General features: G+C 29.4%; 19 protein-coding genes and 1 tRNA gene. 9 read left to right on the top strand and 11 right to left on the bottom strand.

What is annotated here, in order from left to right; genetic code table 11:
* The first annotated feature begins 321 nt into the window (after positions 1 to 321).
* Both ACUSRV_RS06390 and ACUSRV_RS06385 read left to right on the top strand, forming a co-directional pair.
* A complete protein-coding gene (locus ACUSRV_RS06390) occupies positions 322 to 1,173 on the top strand; it encodes a hypothetical protein (protein ID WP_490141099.1) in 852 nt (283 codons plus the stop codon).
* 15 nt (positions 1,174 to 1,188) lie between these two features.
* A complete protein-coding gene (locus tag ACUSRV_RS06385; protein WP_490141098.1) occupies positions 1,189 to 1,365 on the top strand; it encodes a hypothetical protein in 177 nt (58 codons plus the stop codon).
* A gap of 705 nt (positions 1,366 to 2,070) precedes the next feature.
* On the opposite strand, the gene nhaC is transcribed toward ACUSRV_RS06385, so the two are convergent.
* The 3 genes from nhaC to ACUSRV_RS06370 form a co-directional block, all read right to left on the bottom strand.
* Positions 2,071 to 3,513, bottom strand: coding sequence for a Na+/H+ antiporter NhaC (gene nhaC, locus ACUSRV_RS06380; protein ID WP_490141097.1), 1,443 nt, complete (start codon positions 3,511 to 3,513; stop codon positions 2,071 to 2,073).
* Positions 3,514 to 3,927: 414 nt separating this feature from the next.
* On the bottom strand, positions 3,928 to 4,389 hold the full coding sequence (locus ACUSRV_RS06375) for a DUF6241 domain-containing protein (RefSeq protein ID WP_490141096.1): 462 nt from the start codon (positions 4,387 to 4,389) through the stop codon (positions 3,928 to 3,930).
* Positions 4,390 to 4,528: 139 nt separating this feature from the next.
* Positions 4,529 to 5,470: a metallophosphoesterase gene (locus tag ACUSRV_RS06370; RefSeq protein ID WP_490141095.1), complete on the bottom strand. Its 942-nt coding sequence runs from the start codon at positions 5,468 to 5,470 to the stop codon at positions 4,529 to 4,531.
* A 363-nt stretch (positions 5,471 to 5,833) separates the two neighbouring features.
* On the opposite strand from ACUSRV_RS06370, the gene ACUSRV_RS06365 reads away from it, so the two are divergent.
* Complete coding sequence (locus tag ACUSRV_RS06365) at positions 5,834 to 7,006, top strand: M50 family metallopeptidase (protein ID WP_490141094.1); 1,173 nt, start codon at positions 5,834 to 5,836, stop codon at positions 7,004 to 7,006.
* Positions 7,007 to 7,132: 126 nt separating this feature from the next.
* Here ACUSRV_RS06365 and ACUSRV_RS06360 read toward each other — a convergent pair whose 3' ends face one another.
* From ACUSRV_RS06360 to ACUSRV_RS06350, 3 genes are all read right to left on the bottom strand, one after another.
* The gene (locus tag ACUSRV_RS06360; RefSeq protein WP_490141093.1) at positions 7,133 to 8,530 is read right to left on the bottom strand and encodes an MFS transporter; all 1,398 of its coding nucleotides are present in this window, start codon (positions 8,528 to 8,530) and stop codon (positions 7,133 to 7,135) included.
* A gap of 214 nt (positions 8,531 to 8,744) precedes the next feature.
* Positions 8,745 to 10,109 carry a uroporphyrinogen decarboxylase family protein gene (locus ACUSRV_RS06355; RefSeq protein ID WP_490141092.1) on the bottom strand — a complete coding sequence of 455 codons (1,365 nt, stop codon included), beginning with the start codon at positions 10,107 to 10,109 and terminating at the stop codon, positions 8,745 to 8,747.
* Position 10,110: 1 nt separating this feature from the next.
* The gene (locus tag ACUSRV_RS06350) at positions 10,111 to 10,749 is read right to left on the bottom strand and encodes a cobalamin B12-binding domain-containing protein (RefSeq protein WP_490141091.1); all 639 of its coding nucleotides are present in this window, start codon (positions 10,747 to 10,749) and stop codon (positions 10,111 to 10,113) included.
* A gap of 298 nt (positions 10,750 to 11,047) precedes the next feature.
* Here ACUSRV_RS06350 and ACUSRV_RS06345 point away from each other — a divergent pair, with 298 nt between their 5' ends.
* On the top strand, positions 11,048 to 11,647 hold the full coding sequence (locus tag ACUSRV_RS06345; RefSeq protein ID WP_490141090.1) for a DUF4397 domain-containing protein: 600 nt from the start codon (positions 11,048 to 11,050) through the stop codon (positions 11,645 to 11,647).
* A 41-nt stretch (positions 11,648 to 11,688) separates the two neighbouring features.
* Here ACUSRV_RS06345 and ACUSRV_RS06340 read toward each other — a convergent pair whose 3' ends face one another.
* Positions 11,689 to 12,282, bottom strand: coding sequence for a DedA family protein (locus ACUSRV_RS06340; RefSeq protein ID WP_490141089.1), 594 nt, complete (start codon positions 12,280 to 12,282; stop codon positions 11,689 to 11,691).
* Between the two features lie 272 nt (positions 12,283 to 12,554).
* On the opposite strand from ACUSRV_RS06340, the gene ACUSRV_RS06335 reads away from it, so the two are divergent.
* Both ACUSRV_RS06335 and ACUSRV_RS06330 read left to right on the top strand, forming a co-directional pair.
* Positions 12,555 to 13,178: a cadmium resistance transporter gene (locus ACUSRV_RS06335; RefSeq protein WP_490141088.1), complete on the top strand. Its 624-nt coding sequence runs from the start codon at positions 12,555 to 12,557 to the stop codon at positions 13,176 to 13,178.
* A gap of 360 nt (positions 13,179 to 13,538) precedes the next feature.
* Positions 13,539 to 13,712, top strand: coding sequence for a DUF6440 family protein (locus tag ACUSRV_RS06330; RefSeq protein ID WP_490141087.1), 174 nt, complete (start codon positions 13,539 to 13,541; stop codon positions 13,710 to 13,712).
* 169 nt (positions 13,713 to 13,881) lie between these two features.
* Here ACUSRV_RS06330 and ACUSRV_RS06325 read toward each other — a convergent pair whose 3' ends face one another.
* A complete protein-coding gene (locus ACUSRV_RS06325) occupies positions 13,882 to 15,459 on the bottom strand; it encodes an amidohydrolase (protein WP_490141086.1) in 1,578 nt (525 codons plus the stop codon).
* Between the two features lie 609 nt (positions 15,460 to 16,068).
* Here ACUSRV_RS06325 and ACUSRV_RS06320 point away from each other — a divergent pair.
* Positions 16,069 to 17,289, top strand: coding sequence for an MFS transporter (locus ACUSRV_RS06320; protein WP_490141085.1), 1,221 nt, complete (start codon positions 16,069 to 16,071; stop codon positions 17,287 to 17,289).
* Between the two features lie 54 nt (positions 17,290 to 17,343).
* Here ACUSRV_RS06320 and ACUSRV_RS06315 read toward each other — a convergent pair whose 3' ends face one another.
* Positions 17,344 to 17,871, bottom strand: coding sequence for a DUF4352 domain-containing protein (locus tag ACUSRV_RS06315; protein WP_490141084.1), 528 nt, complete (start codon positions 17,869 to 17,871; stop codon positions 17,344 to 17,346).
* A 378-nt stretch (positions 17,872 to 18,249) separates the two neighbouring features.
* On the opposite strand from ACUSRV_RS06315, the gene ACUSRV_RS06310 reads away from it, so the two are divergent.
* A tRNA-Asn gene (locus ACUSRV_RS06310) sits at positions 18,250 to 18,324 on the top strand.
* 153 nt (positions 18,325 to 18,477) lie between these two features.
* The gene (locus ACUSRV_RS06305; protein WP_490141083.1) at positions 18,478 to 18,675 is read left to right on the top strand and encodes a hypothetical protein; all 198 of its coding nucleotides are present in this window, start codon (positions 18,478 to 18,480) and stop codon (positions 18,673 to 18,675) included.
* 62 nt (positions 18,676 to 18,737) lie between these two features.
* Here ACUSRV_RS06305 and ACUSRV_RS06300 read toward each other — a convergent pair whose 3' ends face one another.
* Together ACUSRV_RS06300 and ACUSRV_RS06295 are read right to left on the bottom strand one after the other, a co-directional pair.
* Positions 18,738 to 18,959, bottom strand: a complete 222-nt coding sequence (locus ACUSRV_RS06300) for a helix-turn-helix domain-containing protein (RefSeq protein WP_490141082.1) — start codon at positions 18,957 to 18,959, stop codon at positions 18,738 to 18,740.
* 10 nt (positions 18,960 to 18,969) lie between these two features.
* Positions 18,970 to 19,422 carry a DUF2975 domain-containing protein gene (locus ACUSRV_RS06295; protein ID WP_490141081.1) on the bottom strand — a complete coding sequence of 151 codons (453 nt, stop codon included), beginning with the start codon at positions 19,420 to 19,422 and terminating at the stop codon, positions 18,970 to 18,972.
* Between the last annotated feature and the right edge of the window lie 404 nt (positions 19,423 to 19,826).

Genomic DNA, 19,826 nt, shown 5'->3' with positions numbered 1-19,826 from the left:
TATTTTTTACTGTAATAATTGTAAACTACATAGGTTTTAAACTGTATATCTTTTAATATATATAAACAAGCAAATATAAAGAATACCCTGGAAAAAGGTATCATCTGCAAACTTATATTATGCTTAGGATTTTAGCTATTATATTAAAATATTTTTCAGGTTATAACGCCCCTAATAAGCTATTTCTTCAGGAGTATTTTTGAATTCTAGATTAATTAGTATTTTTTCTAACTATTTTTATTATTTTGGAGGTTTTTATAATTTTCTACAGAATATTAATATTAAGTTACCAAATATATATTAAAGGGGGGAAATGCTTATATGCATAAAAAATTAAGCAAACTTATAGCTATTGGGTTAATTTCTGTACTTTCATTATCTACAGTATTAACTACTGTAAATGCAGCTGAGAATTCCGATAACACAATTCTAGAAACACACTTGGAAAATGCAGAAATTCAACCAGGGGATATTGAAGGGGCAATGGATTTACTAGATAATATTCAATTTGATTCAGTGGATTCTGATAATGAAAACATAGGTTATGTACAAGAAGGAAATTACGAATCTATAGTAAATACGGAAACAGGAGACATAACACACATAATTTATGATTCTAATGGAGAAATATCAGAACAATATACGACTAATTACTATGAGAATATAAAAAATTTCGAAACACAGACGCAAGAAGAAGCACAGCCACAAGAAAATGTACAAAATACAACATCAGTAAACACGGTTGCTGCTTATAGTACAACGGGCATAATAGACTCAAATAGTACGACAGGACCTACAGATGCACTATTTTACGCCGTTAACAGAACTACTAGAGATTATATACAAATAAAAAATTCAAGCGGAACAACTAAAAATTATTCAAAAGCCTTAGGAACTTACTATTCTGGAAATACTAAATATTTTATGGATTCTGTTGATAATGCTGATAGATATGTAAATAATCTATATGGTAGCATTGGAGGTACTGCACTTGTTGCTATAGTAGGTTATTTTGGATTAATAGGTGGACCACTTACTGCTACAGCAGTCAAAGGGGGCTTAGCAGCACTCGGATTAGCTTCTTTATATAGTTTAGTTAACAGTATAACTACCAATTTTAATGATTATAGATATTGGGTTCGACAAGCAAATCACTATTATTACAATATTTAATAAGAGGGTATCTATATGCAAAAATATATAGCAATATTTAGCCTAGTACTAGTTATATTAATTAGCACTATTGTATTCATGTTTTTTAAAATAAATGATTTAGATAGTAATGTTAAAAAATTAACACATGAGTTAGATTATATCAACACACAACTAACTCAAATCAAGGATGAAGTAAAACAAAATAAATAATTTACATAGTTAAATTAATATAATTACAAAATAAAGTGGCCTAACGATTGTTGGGCCATTAGGTTTGGGTTTCATATACTTAAATAAAGACAACCATAGAGAACAGATAGCCTTATAATACGAGGTGGGTTTACTAATTGTACTCATATATCTTTTTATACATTGGATGATGCTAGATATATAAGTATAGGAGAAGATTTAGTTCTAATGATAGAAGAATTAAGAGGATAGTTAATAACTATTCTTTTTTTATGCAAAAAAATAAGGACATAAGAGTCCTAAAAATTATTAATAAATATTATAAGTCTGTCTAAACATCCTTTTGCACATACCCATTACTTCACTATCGTAAAATTGCACTTTATTTATTAAAGCTTGTAGTTCGTTTGCAGTATAGTCAAAATCTAAATCAACGTTATTGTAACATTGGAAGACTTTTCTTACAGCAATTTCATATATTCCTAAAGCCTTTTCTAATTCATCTATATCGCATGGAAGTAAAATGATATCATATAGTTTAAAATTAATTAGTATTAAAATAGAATTAAATTATATTATGATATTTAAAATTAATCACATCTAGAATTTATATTAAATGTATTGTGCAATTATGTGACGGAGTTAGACTCAATATAATTATAGAAAATTGAACATGAATAAGCTCCTATACATTAATGTATAGGAGCTTATTTAATAATTTCTAATTTATTCAGTAACTAAGTTGAATTCTTTTTCAACTTCAACCATTTCTTCAGGAGACAGTTTTTCCATTGTTATTCCTGTAGCTCCATATAATAATGAAATTAAAGGATTTATTAAGTTAAGGAATGCGTATGGTAAATATGCTAGTGGAGATACCCCTAGTGTAGCAAACATATAGGCACCACATGTATTCCATGGTATTAATGGTGATGTTAATGTACCACTATCTTCTAAACATCTCGATAAGTTCTTAGGATGAAGTCCACGCTTTCTAAATTCATCTTTATACATTCTTCCAGGCAGAACTATAGATAAATATTGATCCCCTGTAACTATATTAGTAAGTGTACAAGAGAATAGAGTAGCAGCAACTAATCCAAATGTACCTTTTGCAAACTTTAATATAGACGCTGCTATAGCTTCTAACATACCTGTTGCCTCTAGTATACCTCCAAGAGATAGTGCACAAAGTATAAGTGAAACTGTCCACATCATACTATCAAGCCCGCCACGGCTTAATAAATCATCAACAGCGGCAACACCAGTTTCTGAAACATATCCATAATGTGCAGCATTTATTATATCTCCTAGTGATGCCCCTTGGAAAACTCCAGCAAATACAGCACCTAATAATGCACCTGCTATAAGACCAGGTATAGCTGGAACTTTAAAAATTACCATAGCTATAACACCTATAGGAGCTATGAACAATACAGGAGTAAGTGTATTGAAGTTACTAGCTAATGAACTTCTCATTAGTTCTATTTGTGCAATATCAAGTGCTTGACCTGAATATTTCATTCCCATTATAGCGTATATAATCAATGATATTATTAAGGCAGGACCTGTAGTAAATATCATATGTTTTACATGTTCAAATAATGTAGTCCCGGCCATTGCAGGAGCTAGGTTAGTTGTATCTGATAATGGAGACATTTTATCTCCAAAGTAAGCACCTGATATTATTGCACCAGCAACAACAGGAGCAGGTATTCCAAGACCTTGTCCTATACCTATTAATGCTATACCAACAGTACCAGCAGTTGTCCAAGAAGAACCTGTAGCCAAAGCAACTATACAACATATAACTGTTGTAGCAACTAAGAATATTCCTGGTGATAGTATTTTAAGTCCCCAATATATCATTGCAGGAACTACACCACTAAGTATCCAAGTTCCTATTAATGCACCAACTATCATAAGTATAAGAATTGCCTGCATTGCCATAGTAATTGTATTAAGGATACCTTCTTCAAGCTCACCCCATGAAAAACCTAATCTTGTAGTAGCGACTAACGTAGCTACTATTGCACCAAGTATTAATGGAATATGAGGAGAAGCTTCATACTTAAAAATAGCAATTGCTAAAAATGCTATTAATGATAATATAGGAATTAGTGCTTCTAATAAATTAGCTTTTCTTTTGATTTTCGGATTAGTACTCATAATATACCCCCTAGGCTTTTGTATATATTTTTGTAAACGTTTTCCGTATTTGCTATATTTCTTACATTTATATTTTTAGTACCATAAATTTTAAAGAACCCCTATCTGATTATCTTGTATTATCTCCTTCTAATGCAAATGTTGTGTTAATTACAGGTCTGTCTAACATTACAACATCTAATGCTAGAGCTATGCCTTTACTTAGCTTTCTTAATACCATTTGTTTTCCCCCTTTTGAATTTAGTTTTGACATGATGATATAAATACCATCTATGTATAATAATACCATAAATTGGTACAATAGTCATAATTATTGTTATTTTTTATCACCTAGGTTTTAATTCTATTAGTCCTTAGAATTTAAAAATACTTACATTTAATGTAAGTATTAGACACTATTAAAAATATTTAATTTTATCCATTAAATGTTCTGACTATTATGTTCTCCAAAATGTAGTTATATTGATTTTCAATGTCTTTGAAATCGCCCTTTTCCCAATCATTCAAAATACTTAACAAATATTCCTCATCTTTATAATTATACTTTTTTATTAACTTTCTAGCTTTATTTATATTAAATTTGCTTATTAATCTTTTGCCCCAGATACTTCCCTCTTCAGATATTACTTTTGTATTTCCCATTTGAAGCATTAAACCCATTAATTCTTTATAATTTCTTTCAAATTTTCTTGGACTAGGCTTTTCAGCTACCATACCATCAACAAGAATAAACTTTTCTGATGAAGATGGATCAGAATTTAATTGCTCTAAAAAATTATTATCTAAATATACTCCATAACTAATTAATACACCAACTATAAATAATATTATTGCATTTTTCTTTATTTTACTTCTATTGCTTTTTATCCATTCCATTTTCCCACTACCCCTTCTGTGATACATAATTACATTTTATATTATAAGCGAGTTTATAATAATATAAAACTAATATTAGTAGTCTATTTACTTATAAAATAAAAACAATAAGAGAGCTCTTATTGTTTTTATTTTATATCTATTGTTGAACTGGATTATTTGATAATTCTATTAAACTTATTATAGGAGGATTAAATACTCTAAATTGTAAAAACTTTGGTCCACTAGCACCTAACCCCGGAGATACATATTGAACTCTCCCATTATAATAATGAACCCCTTTAATATTAATTTCTCCTGGGAATAATCCAGTATTAGGTGAGCCAATAGCTCCAATAAAGGGAAGTCTAAATTGCCCTCCATGTGTATGGCCAGATATACTCATATCCCAATTAATCCATTCATTATCAACTGCCTTTAGAGTATTTGTTCTATAGAATTTTATGTTTTCATTCTCATAATTTATTTCCGTAGGCACATGTGCTACCTCAATTTTAAATGGATCGGATTCATTTGAAAATTCTTTTTTGAAGTCAACTTCAATACTTTTAACTTCATCTGGTTTTTCCATAGCTATTTCATTAACTGCAACATATGGACTAAATGTAAGCCAAATAGATGCATCATCTTTTTTAAGTTTTACTCCTGGATATAAACTTTTTACATTATATTTAGTAAACAAGTCTACATACTTATTTCCCTTTACTAAAGTTGATATTGAATTGTCTACATCTGCATTACCTAATATAAAATATTTTTCAACATCTTTAGGTAAACCTTTCAATAAATCTTCTAATGGCTTTAAATCTGGATTATCTTTATTTACATAATCTCCAGTAAATAAAATAGTTTCATAATCTACTTCATTTATTTTTTCTATAAGCTTTTCTTGGTTTTTACCAAATTTTTTTCCATGTAAATCCGTTATTTGCAAAATCTTATACCCTACAAACTCTTCTGGTAAATCTCTATGATTCATAGTCACTTTATCTATAGTAACATTTTGATTTTCAACGAAGATATATCCAATAACCCCCATAATTAAACACATAACTATAATTGCAATTTTTCTATATTTCATTTTTATCCTCCTAAAAATTAATTTTATTATCCCAGCACTTAGTATAATTATTAATTCTTAAGATTTAGCATCTATATTTCTTAAGTATTTCTTACGATTTTAATTTAAATATAAAAATTTTGTGTATATTATTCAAAATAAATGACTAATTATTTTTAATACACAATATTTTGTTATTATTCAGAATGTTATCCACTACATATTGTGGTTAATGTTGATAACAAAGTATATTTAGGACTTTTTTAATAAAATTATGTAAACTTATCCACAGAAAACAGTAAATATACATTTTTTGGATTTATATTTATTAAAAACTTGTCCTTCTGATATAATTTATTTAACTACTATACTTAGGGGGATATTATGAAGAAAAAAAATAAAAAATTCAATACTAGTACAATTGTTATGTTATTATTTGGAGCTTTATGTGGAGTTGCTATGGGATTTATATCTAGCATGGATTTTGCTCTTTCCTCTCAATCAACCCCTGATTATATAAACATAATTATATTTTTATTAACATATATAGGTGCCGTTGCGGTACATGAACTTGGTCACGCAATAGGATTTACATTAAATGGTCTAAAAATGAGAGCTTTATTTATAACTATGTTTTTACTTATAAAGGAAAACAAGAAATGGAAGTTTAAAATCCGTCCAAATAATGTTACAGCAATTGGTGGTATCGCTATTCCTGACTTGGATGTAGTAAAAGATGAAAATGAATTTAATAGACTTCAAAAATCATATGCAAATGCAATTATATCAGGACCAATTACATCTACTATCCTTTTAATTGGAGGATTGGCAATTTCAACTAGTTTTATATTTTTAAGTTCTGATATATATTTGCAATCTATATTTTTTAGTTTTGCTAAGTACCTTACTATAATTTCATTATTTTTACTTGGTACTTGTTTCTTCAAAAGCGAAATAGCAATTGGGGATTTTCCAGCATACAAACTTTGCAAAAAAGATGGATTTTTTGTAGCTATCCAACTATATCAATATGCTCTATTCTCATCAGACCCTAATAAAATAAGAAGTGAAAATAAATATTTAAAAGAAGTTATACTAAATGGACTTTCCCAAAAACTAGAAGATAAGGATACTAGTATATTTACTTTAAATATATTAGATACACTTATAATTGAATATTTATCAGGAGTATCTAAGGATTTGCCAAAGGTGGTAGAAGATTATATAGACTTTTTAATTGATAATAAAGAATGGATGTCGAGGTTAAAAAATTATGAAGTATCTCAAACTTTGCGTTTTCATATAATAAGGCTACTTTATATAAATGAGGAAAATAGAGAAGAATCAACTAAGCTTTATGAAGAACTTAAAAATGATGTAAATATGAAAAAACCATTTATAAAATACTTCATAAAACAAACAGATCACCTTTTTGGATATGCTGACAATAGCAATTATCTCAAAGATAAAAACAATATTGTAATTTCATCGGCACATGGCTTATGGAAAAACTTCGATGGGTACTTTATAGATGAGACGAAATTAAATGAATTATAAACTAAAAAGACCATATAGACTAAACTATATGGTCAAAATTATATTTTTCCTACAAAATACCTAACATCTTAAGAGCAACTGGAGTCCACGAACTTAGCACCCAAAGTACCAACATCCCTAGAATAATTATAGTACTGGTGCTTTCTTTCTTTCATCTATTTCAGCTTGATAAGTGTTGACTTTTTCTCTTGTTAATCTATATCCGAATACCATTATTAGTCCAGCAACCAAAGCAAATATGCCAGGTATAAATAAGAATACATTTATTACAGCACTTTTTAATGCTAAAGAAGCAGTTGTTGGATCTGCTCCTGCAACGAATCCCGCTGCAGCTAATACTATAGGAATTATTGTACCTCTTGATACCACAGCTGTTTTAAGAGATAAGTTCATTAGGCCCATAATAAATGGATTTGCATTTTCTCCTGTTTTCCATTCACCGTATACGACAACATCTGAATATAGACCTACCATAACAGATGTTAATATACCAAGGAATGCTCTTGCAAAGCAAACAACTACAAAGAACATCGTTACGTTCATTGCTACAAATTTACAGAAAATAAGTGATAATGCCAAGCCAAATAAACTAACAATTGCTGCTGTTCTAGTAGATAATGCCTTTGCCATTGCTCCACTTATATATGCACCAACAACCTGTGCTATAGCTCCAACTAATAGATAAATTGGGAATAATGACATATCTTGTGCAACATATGTGAAGTAATATGCAGCAGCTGCTGTCATTATAAAGTTTGTCATATATCTAAAGAAATCTCCTACTAGTAATACCATAAGAGGTGGATTTTGGAAAAGACTCTTTATAAGAATTCTAAAAGTTACCTTTTCTGATTTTTTACCATTTAAAAGGCCTCTTTGAACTTCTTCTCCTGTTTCCTCATATCCTTCTGTTATCTTAAATACAGTCCAATAACCTAACATCATAAGGAAAGCCATTATTCCTGCTAATAATGTAAATCCTAATACTTCATTACCAGTAGTTTTTCCAAGAAGTAGTGCAAAAGGCATACCTATATATGAGAAGAATACCCCTGCTAAAGAAGTCCATGTAGCACGTCTTGAAGCAAGAAGACTACGTTCTTCAGGATTATTTGCCATAACTGAAATTAAAGAAACATTTCCAACCCATGCTATATTCCAAACAATGTGGCTTAAAATAAATCCTGCACATACTATTGCTGCTGCAACTGGTTCTGGTCCAATCTTTGTAAACTGGAACATAAACAGTATTACAACTAACGGTGGTGCTACTAGCATCCATGAGCGATTTCGACCCCATTTTAATGGTTTCGTACCACTTATAATTCCACCATATACTGGAGATAAAATAGCATCAACTATACTTGTTACAGACCCTATAAGAGCAACCATAGGAAGTGAAAACTTCGCTACATTTGTTAAGAAAAATACGAAACAAAATAGTTCAACGCTGGTCATAAGTGAAAATCCAAGGTCACCAACGCCATAAAAGGTTTTTATGGTTTTGCTTAATGGCTTTTTCATACATACACACTCCTCAATATTTTTTATAAGGGGTAACCATTTTTAAAGATTTCATAAATAATACCTTGGTTGCTCTAACAAGAGTCTATAAGTTTTAAACTTCTTACTCAAAGTTTTAAAATATTAGTATATACATAGAGCATAGACTCTTGAGATAAAAATCTATGCTCTATTTATTCTTAAAGAACATTACAATATATAAATATACTGGTGACTATAATAATAAGAACATAAGGAACTGGAATAATCTATCTTCATAACCTTGAAGTTTTTCTTGACCAAAATCAGATACAGATGGATTATCAGCTCTATACTGATTCCAAGTTCTGTAATATTTACTTTCTAGTGGTCTAGATGGCTCTACCTTGTAATCATCTTTATTGAACTGCATACCTGCTACTTCGCCAGCATTAGTATATACACCATAATCTCTAACAAATTCTGTAACAGCTCTTAGATTCTCCATATTTATATCATTAATAGAAAGCGGATTTTTATCAAATGAGAATATATACTTACCACCTGGAGCTAGAATATCTATTAATTCCTTAGCCTTATCAACACATTGTTCCTTAGTATGAGTCTTAAGCATTGTTACCGGATATAATCCTGTAATAATATGCTTTTTACCTAATTTCTCTTTTATTAATTTTGGATTTCCATATTCAAACATCATAAGTGTATCTGTAGGTAGTTCATATAAATAATCTAAATATCTATCCCAGTTATCTTCACAGAATATTCTACAGTGAATTCCGTGAGATGCATATTCATCAATTAATCTCTTGAAACTAGGCCACCATAGGTTTGCAAAGTCCTTTTCTCTCATAAATGTAGGCATATGAAGTGGTAAGAATACGTGAGAATAATTTGATACAACTTTAGGCATACCTTTTTGAAGAACTATTGGATAAAGTGCCTCACAAGCATCGTATACTTTCTTAGGCATTCTTCTTACATCCATACTTACACCTTTGAAACTCCTAAGTTGATCTGCCAAAAAGTCAAATGGTGCTTCTGTAAATCCACCTGACCCAAGAGGTCCTCCAGGATAATATCCATATTTTTCTGTTAATTTGCCAACCAATGCTCCACCTGTCATCATATCGTTGTTATATCCAAGAACACCTTTAGTAAAGCTCAACATCATATTAACAGGGTCTTCTAAATTAAGTGCTTTATATTGTCTAGGGATAACGTTTTCAAGCAAACAATCATAAGGCTTTTCAATTAAAAAGTCGTACTCCTCTGGTAACATACCAACTACTTCTGGATGTTGAAAAAATCCATTAGAACCCATGATAAATGATTGTGATTCTAATGCTTGATAATAAGATGGATATCTTAGTGAGCTTCCACCAGGAGCTGCATCAGTATAAAACTCATGGCAAAGTTTATCTAAAGTCTTTTCTACTATCATAGGATTCCACTGTGCTTCTACTATGTTATGACCTCCATATTCAGCTACAAGCTCAAAAGGTAAACTTATATTAACCGGAACTCTCTTTGGAATTTTATTATCAAAGACATCTTGGAATATACTTATTCTCTCTTCTTGTAAAGCTTTTACATCAGTCATATTATTTCACCCACCCTTGACATATTTTTATACCTTCTGCAGCATTAGTTGTAAATGCATCAGCACCTACAAGATCACATGCTTCTTTTGTCACAGGATTTCCACCGATTATTACCTTTACATCTTCCTTTAATCCAGCTTCTTTCAAAGCATCTATAGTATCTTTCATTGCATCTATTGCCAAAGTTAAAACTCCACTCATTCCTACTATCTGTGGTTTTAATTCTCTTACCTTCTCGACAAATGTATCTACACCTACATCTATACCAAGGTCATGTACCTCAAACCCTGCAGCCTCTGCCATACTTTTAAAAATATTTTTACCAATATCGTGTAAGTCACCTTCTACTGTACCAAGGACTATTGTTCCTACTTTTTCTGATTCACTTGATCCTATAACAGGTTTTAAAACATCTATAGCACTCGTCAATACTTCCCCAGCAAATATTAGATCGCCAACAAAATACTCTCCTCTATCAAATAAATCTCCTACAATTGCCATTCCTTGTTGACATGCATTTACAACCCTTTGAGCTTCTTCTTCACTAGGATTTGTTTCCAAAAATTCATTTAGCATATCTAATACCATTTCTTCATCAAGATCTCCAACGGCTTGTTTTAATACATTTAAATCTAACATATTCAAAATCCCCCCTATTAGAAAATCTAACTTGTATATACAGGATATATTTATGTATATACTAAATTGTATTATTTATTGAATCATTTATTGCACGTCCTTGCAAAAATATCTAGAATTTTCTGAATTTATATTAACTTTTTGAAAGTTTAATTTTATTAACAGTACGCAATCTAATTTCATATAAATATAATAATATAAGCTATCCAATTATATTTAAGGTGGTGATATTATCAATCGTCAAACGGTATACGATTCCTTAAACCCATGCATCGATTATCAGGCTTCAATAATTAGAATGTTTAATCTTGTTCCAGGATTATCAATAGATATTTATGTAAATGATATCCCTAGATTTGTCAATGTAGAATATAGAGAGCTTAGCGACTATATTCCAACTGTACCTGGAAAACGTAATGTGAAAATTTATCAGTCCCAAACTAACAATCTTTTATTAGAAGTTCAAGATTTTGAAATACCTGCTGGCCAAATAATGACCTATGCTTTCTTTGGTAGCCCAAGCAATCTAAGACTTTTGCCAATAATAGATGATGTTAATGAAAAAGTTATGCGAGATCGCACAAAAGTTAGATTTTATAATTTAGATGCTAATAGCATAACATTTAGTGCAAATCCAAATATAGGTTTCACATCTAGAGCTCTAGCTTCTGGTGAAGGAACTAACTATTTTGAAACAAATCCAGGTAATTATACATTGCAACTTCGTTCATCTACACAACGCCCCCAAACTGTGACAATTACCTTGAATCCAAGTAGGCTATATACAGTGTATTTCTTTGGCAGTGTAAATCCAGATTCTCCAAATTATGCTCAAACTAATATATTGCAAGTTACATTAGTTGCTGATGGAAACAGTTTATTTCATAAATGTATTTAAATAAAAAAAGACTAGGTATTAGCAAAAAATCTAGTCTTTTTTTATAATTTTAATTTCTTATTTTTAATGTAGTATATACCTAAACATATAATAAAAGTTGTAACAACTATAATTGAATAAGTCTCCATAATATAAATTATTTGGTGTATATTATCACCTAAAATATATCCTAAATATATTAATATAAAGTTCCATATAGATATTCCGATAGCTGAATATATTATAAAAACAAATATATTCATTTTTAATATTCCTGCTGGTATTGATATAAACGTTCTAGCTAATGGAACTGCTCTAGCCAATAAAACTGCAGATTTATCATGTTTTTTTAATAAATTCATAGATGAATTAACTGATTTTCTTGTTTTGGGAAATTTTTTTAGTACATACTTAATTACAGGTTTACCAAAATATAATCCTATATAATAGTTTATAATGCTGCCTATTACCCCTGCTAGAATCGATACCAAAACTGCTGAATATAAATCTATATTTCCACTAGCAACCATTATTCCTACAAAAGACAAAACAATTTCGCTAGGCAATGGGACATTTGCATATTCTAACATGACCAAAATAAATATACTTATCAAACCATATCGTTGTATAATTTCTTGTATAGTATTTATATCCATATTAGCCTCCTTAAAAGTTTTATCTTTATTAATTTCCTTATCTTAAGTTTATTACAAAACTTTAATTTTAACTATCCATTAACATTTCATTTTCATTACAATGTTGTAACAAAGGCGTAACCCTTTATTGATAGTAACAATATACCTTTGAAAACTTATCTTTTCATACTTTGCATTAATTATGTATATTGCCATTTATTATTTTATATTATAATGTATTTTATATTATAACTTATACTATTGATTAGATTATATAAGATGGAGGAAATTTATTGATTACTACAGTAATAAAAGCTTTTGTTTCATTTGTCGCCACCAATATTGATGATATATTTGTCCTTATGCTTTTTTATTCCCAAATAAATAATATTATGAAAAGAAAACATATTATTATTGGTCAGTATCTTGGCATTATTACTTTGACTATAGTAAGTATTATAGGGGCTTTGGGTATATCAATAATTAAAGATGAATATATAGGTCTACTTGGGTTAATTCCAATATATTTAGGAATAAAGACATATGTTGATTATATAAAAGAAAGTAAGAATACTGAAAATTCAAGTGATATTGAAGACATAACGGAAAATCAAGAAAACCATACAATAACTTTTATTGGGAAGTTTATTAATCCAAGTATTTTGAAGGTATTCATTGTAACCTTTGCAAACGGCGGAGATAATATTGGAATTTATATTCCACTTTTCGCAAGTATGAATTGGGTTGGTGTTTTGGTAACAGTAATAATATTTCTAATTTTAACTGCTCTATGGTGTTTTATTGGCATAAAGTTGGCAGAACACCCTTTTGTCCAGAAGAATATAGAAAAATATAAGTATATTTTTGTTCCAATAATATTTATAGGATTGGGAATTTCTATAATAATTACATATTAAGTAGATTCATATAATATAAAGTTGGCAGAAAGGCAGTGATTATAACTATGAATGGATTAATAATTCTAACAAGTATGTTTTTTGTAACATTTATTGCCTATAACTTAATTAAGATTAGAATATTTAAATATATTTTAGCTCCTATAATCAGTATTTTATATGGATTTATGCTATTCTTTATTGGCATGGATATAAGTGGTGGTTTATACTTTGCACTTTCTGTAATGCCAGTTATTGTTGGTTTACTTTATATAATTAAGCATAATTATATAAATAAGAAGTGAATTATTTAGATTGCATTTGTATAATATCATAAACAATATATAAAGATAAAAAATATTACTTTTAGGAGGTAAAAACATGGGAAATGACAAAAGATTTGAAATTAAATCTTCACAAGGAATGATAGAGACTTATAGAGTAATAGTGGATAAAGAAACTGGAGTAAATTATCTATATGTTAGTAATGGAACTTCTGGGGGATTAACTGTATTATTAAATTCAGAAGGAAAACCAGTTATAACAAAAGATTAATAATATATTTTGTTATAACTGAATAAAAATCTTTTATAAATCAATAGAAAAGGCTAATGATTATGATGAAATTTAGTATAGTTTAGAAATTGAAAAGGAGCATGTTTATTATATCAACAGCTCCTTTTTAAATATATTAATTTATTTCATATATCCTTCAGTACTATAGTTATTGTACCTTTTGATATACCAATTCTCCACCAATATAAGTCTGAAGAACTTGAACATTATCCAAATCTTCTCCGTCTATAGTGAAAATATCCTTATCTAAAACAACGAAATCCCCATTATATCCAGATATTAACTGTCCAGTATTAGGTAACTTACTAACCACTGCTGCCTTTTTAGTATAAAGAAGAACAGCTTGTGGTACAGTTATTTTTTCATCTTCATTAATATTTTGACCTTTGTAAGCCTTTCTTGTAACAGCTGCTTTTAAACTTATAAATACATCTTCTGCAACTGGCAAAAGTGTAGCAGGACTATCAGAAGATAGTGCAAAATGTTCTACGTTATCATATACAGATTTTAGCCCATAAGTTTGATTAAATCTCTGATCATCTAAGTTTTTACGATAGCTATCGTATTCTGCATAGAAGAATATTATCTGTTGAGTCAATCCAATACCATATTGGTTTATTTCTTCGATCATATCACGACTTAAAACAGTACAGTGCTCAATACGTACAGAAGGTCCACCTTCTACCCAAGGCTCTTTATCTTTGAAAGTATCAATAATTAACTGAATAGCTGCATCTCCCATAGCATGTATTGCCAACTGTAGTCCACGCGTTTTTGCATATTCGTAAGCTTCTAATAACTCATCTTGAGACCCTACAGTAAATCCACGATCATTACTATTTGGATAAGGCTCCTTCATAAATGCAGTATGACCAGAAATACTTCCATCCATGAATAACTTAATTCCATTAATACGAATTTGATTTTCTTCATTTTTTGTACCTACAAGTTCCCCACTATTACTATCTTTGAATTGTTTCCAATGATAATACATACCTAGACGTTGTTTAAATCCGCATTTTGTAGCTTCGACGTATATATCATAGTCATTTGGCATAGCCATAATTTCTGTTACACCAGTAATTCCAAGCTTTGCAAAACGATTAGTTAATTTTGCCAAAGACTGTACATTTTCTTCAAGAGTCACCGGTGGCTTAATTTTATCTATAAGTTTTGCTGCACCTTCTAATAAAAAGCCAGTAGGTTCTCCATTTTCATCTCTTTCAATTATTCCACCTGGAATATCTTTTGTATCCTTTGTAATTCCTGCAAGTTCTAATGCCTTAGAGTTTACAACACGAGAGTGAAAATCAGAACGAGTAACTTGAACAGGGTGAGTTGTTGAAACCTTGTCTAAATCTTCTTTTGTTGGAGTTCTTCCCTCTTCCAATTGAGATTCGTCAAATCCCCATCCTTCAACCCATGAGTTTTCATCTTCATGATTTATTGATTTTTTCAAAGCCTCAATCATTTCTTCAATGTTGTTTACATCTGGAGCCATACAAGAAACTTGTTCTTGAATAGCTCCTACGTACATTGGGTGAATATGAGAATCTATAAATCCTGGCACTACTGTTTTGCCATTTAAATCTATGTATTCTCCTACAAGGTCTTTTGTATCTCCAGTCCAAATTACTTTACCATGTTCTAATATCATAGCAGAAACAAATGTAGTTTCATCTTGACCCGTAAAAATCTTTCCATTTCCATAGGGAACTTTGCTCATATTAATTCCTCCCGTTATATCTTCTATATTTTAAAATACATATATCCTTAATGTTTATATTTTCAATAAATAATAATAGCAATTTAAATACCAAAATTCTAAATAAAGATATAGTATCAATAAAAAAATTAAATTTACAACCTATAAATTAGATAGTTATGGGATTTTTGTTTAATTAAATATTATAAATATTTGTTTTGAAATTCACCATTCAATTTGAACTATTTCAGAGTTATAGTCAATTTTAAAAATTAATATAAAACTAAAGTAAAAATTTTTTAACTAAAATTATAATTTTTTTTACTTTTGCAACCCTTATTTTCATGATAATATACAACTTTAGTAAAAATGTTTAGCGGGTATAGTATTGAAAGTAAGCGATAAAATAAAAGAATTGAGAATAAATAAGAACTTAACTCAAGAAGAACTTTCAAATTAAGCAAACTATAGAATAGTTAATATAATATCAAATTATATTTTTTCGCAAATTGTATGATATGATATATAAGTGAGTCAAAACTACTTATTATTAATAATCACTTTAATTAATAAATTCAAATTGCTCAAACTTATCATTTTGATAATCACAATCATTAAGGGGGAAAAAAATTGAATAAGCCTAAATTATGGACAAGAAATTTTATCAGTATTTGTATTGCTAATTTTCTTGTGTTTACAATGTTTTATTATTTATTAGTTACACTTCCTATATATGCACTACAAGACCTAAAGGTAAGTTCATCAGCAGTTGGACTTATTACAACTGTATTTTTAATTTCGGCAATTATAACTCGTCCTTTCTCTGGAAAGTGGATGGGAACACTTGGAAAACGTACAATCTTTCTAGGTGCCCTACTTATTTTATTTGTATCATCAACTCTTTATTTTATACCGAAATCTATTACGGGAATTCTTATACTTAGACTTTTTCATGGAGTCGGTTTTGGTATGGCTACAACGGCCATGGGTGCTATAGTTGCAGATCTTATACCTAAGTCTCGTCAAGGTGAGGGTATGGGGTATTATGGTTTGACCAACAACTTAGCTATGGTTATTGGTCCCTTCTTAGGTCTAGTAGTTATCCAAAATCAAGGAGCAAACGCAGTATTTATGATTCATGCTGTTGGATCATTAATTGCATTACTTTCAGGATTACTTGTCAAACTTCCTAAGTTAACATTGGCCAACAAAAAATCTAACTTAAATGCAGGGTTTAAAGAAATGTTTGTAATTCCTGCCATTCCTATATCATTAGTTGCAGGATTTTTTGCATTAGTTTATTCTTCAATTATAGCCTTCGTTTCTGTATATGCTAAGGAAATTGGATTAGAAGCTGCTTCTAGTTTTTTCTTTGCTGTATATGCCTTAGTTCTGTTAGTTTCAAGGCCTTTTACAGGAAGATGGTTTGATAAATACGGAGCAAATACTATTATTTATCCTTCTATTTTGTGTTTTGCAGTTGGAGTTTATCTACTTAGCATATCTACAACAGCTGTGATGTTCCTTGCATCAGCAGGCCTTATTGGTCTTGGTTGGGGAACTGCCGCTCCAAGTCTTCAAACAATAGCAATTCAAGTAGCATCAGTAAAACAAAGACCTTTAGCTACTGCTACTTATCTTTCTATATTTGATATTGGATTTGGGCTTGGTTCATTTATATTTGGTTTGGCGGCATCAAATTTAGAATATGGCTTATTGTATTTTTACGGCTCATTGCTTATTGTAGTTGGAATTGGAGTTTATTATTTACTTCACGGAAGAATTGCTTCACGTAATTTAAGTAAATCTGATGAAGTTGTAGAAACTGAATCTTTAGGATATGAGGCTTAAAATAATATTGAACTCAAAAAGCGTTGATATAAATATCAACGCTTTTTCTTATAATTAATTTAAATTTATAATTGCTTCATCATTTGATACAGTTACATCGGTTACTCTTAAATAATATTCTATATTAGGATTTAGCAAATCAAATGCTATGTACCCTGTTTTAGTTATGTTTGGATTTATTTCATCAAAGAAAAACATATCATTATTATTTACATATACATCTGCTTTGGAATCTGGTTCATATACGATTCCGTCTTTGTCTACTAATTGAAATTGTGAATTATCAACTATTCTATCTTCTTTATCATTGTTTGTAACATTAATTTTTAGTATGAGATATTTGCCCTTTGCCTTTTTATTAATATAATTGTCACCTACAGTATCTTTGAGTTCTGTTCCATCTACTTCATAGGTTAGTTCGCCAATCTGTATCTTATCCCCTATTTTGTGAGCATCGGCTACTTCTTCTTGTTTAGTGTCAGTATTGACAGTTTGTATAGTAGAAACTTTTTCACTATCTAATGAACTTATAATACTTAATGCAATAACACTTATAATACCCCATTTCAAAAATTGTCTCATCCCATACCCCCTTCTTTTGAAACTTAAATCCTTATAGTATATTTCGCTGTATGGTAATACCTCACCTTTCTATAATATCCAAATATTTCTAGATTTATTCGAGTTTAATTGTAATAAAAAAAGAAGTGATTTCTCACTTCCATTTACCTAATTTTGCTATATATATGTTCAGCTATATAATTAACTATAAAGTTCTTCAAACTAGAATTAGTCAGTATCTCCTTAACCAACCTATCATTTCCCTCTATTTTCTCTTTTAATATACAGTAATCAAGTACTTTATTATAAGTTAATTATATCATTTATTTTTTAAAAAATTTATAATAAATGTATAATAATTTATAAAATGATAATAATAGTTTATGTAAAATAAAATATTCCAAGATAGCTCAACGGTGGAGCACTCGGCTGTTAACCGATAGGTTGAGGGTTCGAATCCCTCTTTTGGAGCCAATATTTAAAAGAGTTGTCATATGACAGCTCTTTTTTATATTTAAAAATTGTAAAACTACCAAAATATGTAAGTATTTTACTTGTCTATTTTGAACATAATAGATTTGTAAGTAATACACTTACAAAAAAATAAAAACTTATGGAGGTAACATCATGAACAATAACAACAATAGAAATGAAAACAATAACAACAGGAACAACAATTTTAACAATAACAGGAATGAAAACAACAGAAACAATGAATTAAACAACAACAGAAATGAAAACAACAGAAACAATGAATTAAACAACAACAGAAATGAAAACAACAGAAACAACAATAACAGAAACAACAACAATAACCAAAGATAATACATAAAAAAAGAGTTGTCATATGACAGCTCTTTTTTTATGTTCAAAATATACCTACTTTATTATCCTTGAGTATTTTCGTCACTTCTGTATTCTAAAATATCTCCAGGTTGACATTCTAAAGCTTTACAAATCGCCTCTAAAGTTGATAATCGAATAGCCTTTGCCTTTCCATTTTTCAATATAGAAAGATTAGCCATTGTTATTCCAACCCTTTCAGAAAGTTCTGTAACGCTCATTTTCCTTTTAGCCAGCATCACATCAATATTGATTATAATTGCCATTTTATTCACCTCATATCGTTAAGTCATTATCTCTTTTTATATCTATGGCTTCTTTTAAAAGCTTTTGAAGAACACCAGCAAATACTGCAATGGCAGAAGAAGCAAAAATAAAGATTAATGGGAATCCTAAGATACCTGGGGCGTCGTCTGCATCCGCTATGGGATATAGAAATGGTAGCAGTCCTGCATATATAATACTAATTGTGATTGCACAATATTTTATATTCTTTAGAGCATTTACAGATAATTCAGAGAAAGCTTTATTCTTGTCAATATGGCCTAAAAGTTTTAAAGTCTGATACAGAGCAAAGAAAAACGATATAGCTGTTGCATATACACCTGCTAAAACTAGATAGCCAAAAAAATCTGCACCTCCAGGCAACCAAAATATACATAAGGCAAGAATCGGAATTCCAATAAGAATAACAGCTATCCTTAAAATGAATGTTTCTCTTAGTTTCATAAAAAGCACCTCACTTATCTATTATTAATTTTATTTTAATATATAATTTATCGTTTTGCAATAAATTTTTATCCTTTTAGTTATATTATTATTTTTATACAAATATCCTTTAAATTTTAATATTGATTCAATACTTCTTTTCTATTTATAAAATTTAATTCTATTATCTAATGTAAGGTCTACTGCAAGTTCATCAATTTCTAAATACAAAAATGACCTTATATAGGTCATTTAATTTATATACACTTGTGTAGTATGGTATTTCCACCTACTACCAATATAAATTGTAATATATTTCCTAACATGTAAGATGATGAAGTATGATCTAAACTTTCAGCAATATATACAGTATGTATTGCTGAAAGTTTAGATTTAGATTATCTAGATAACTACTTTATACTTTG

Source organism: Sporacetigenium sp. TC11 (assembly GCF_058146105.1).
This window is presented reverse-complemented; position numbering and strand designations above follow the sequence as displayed.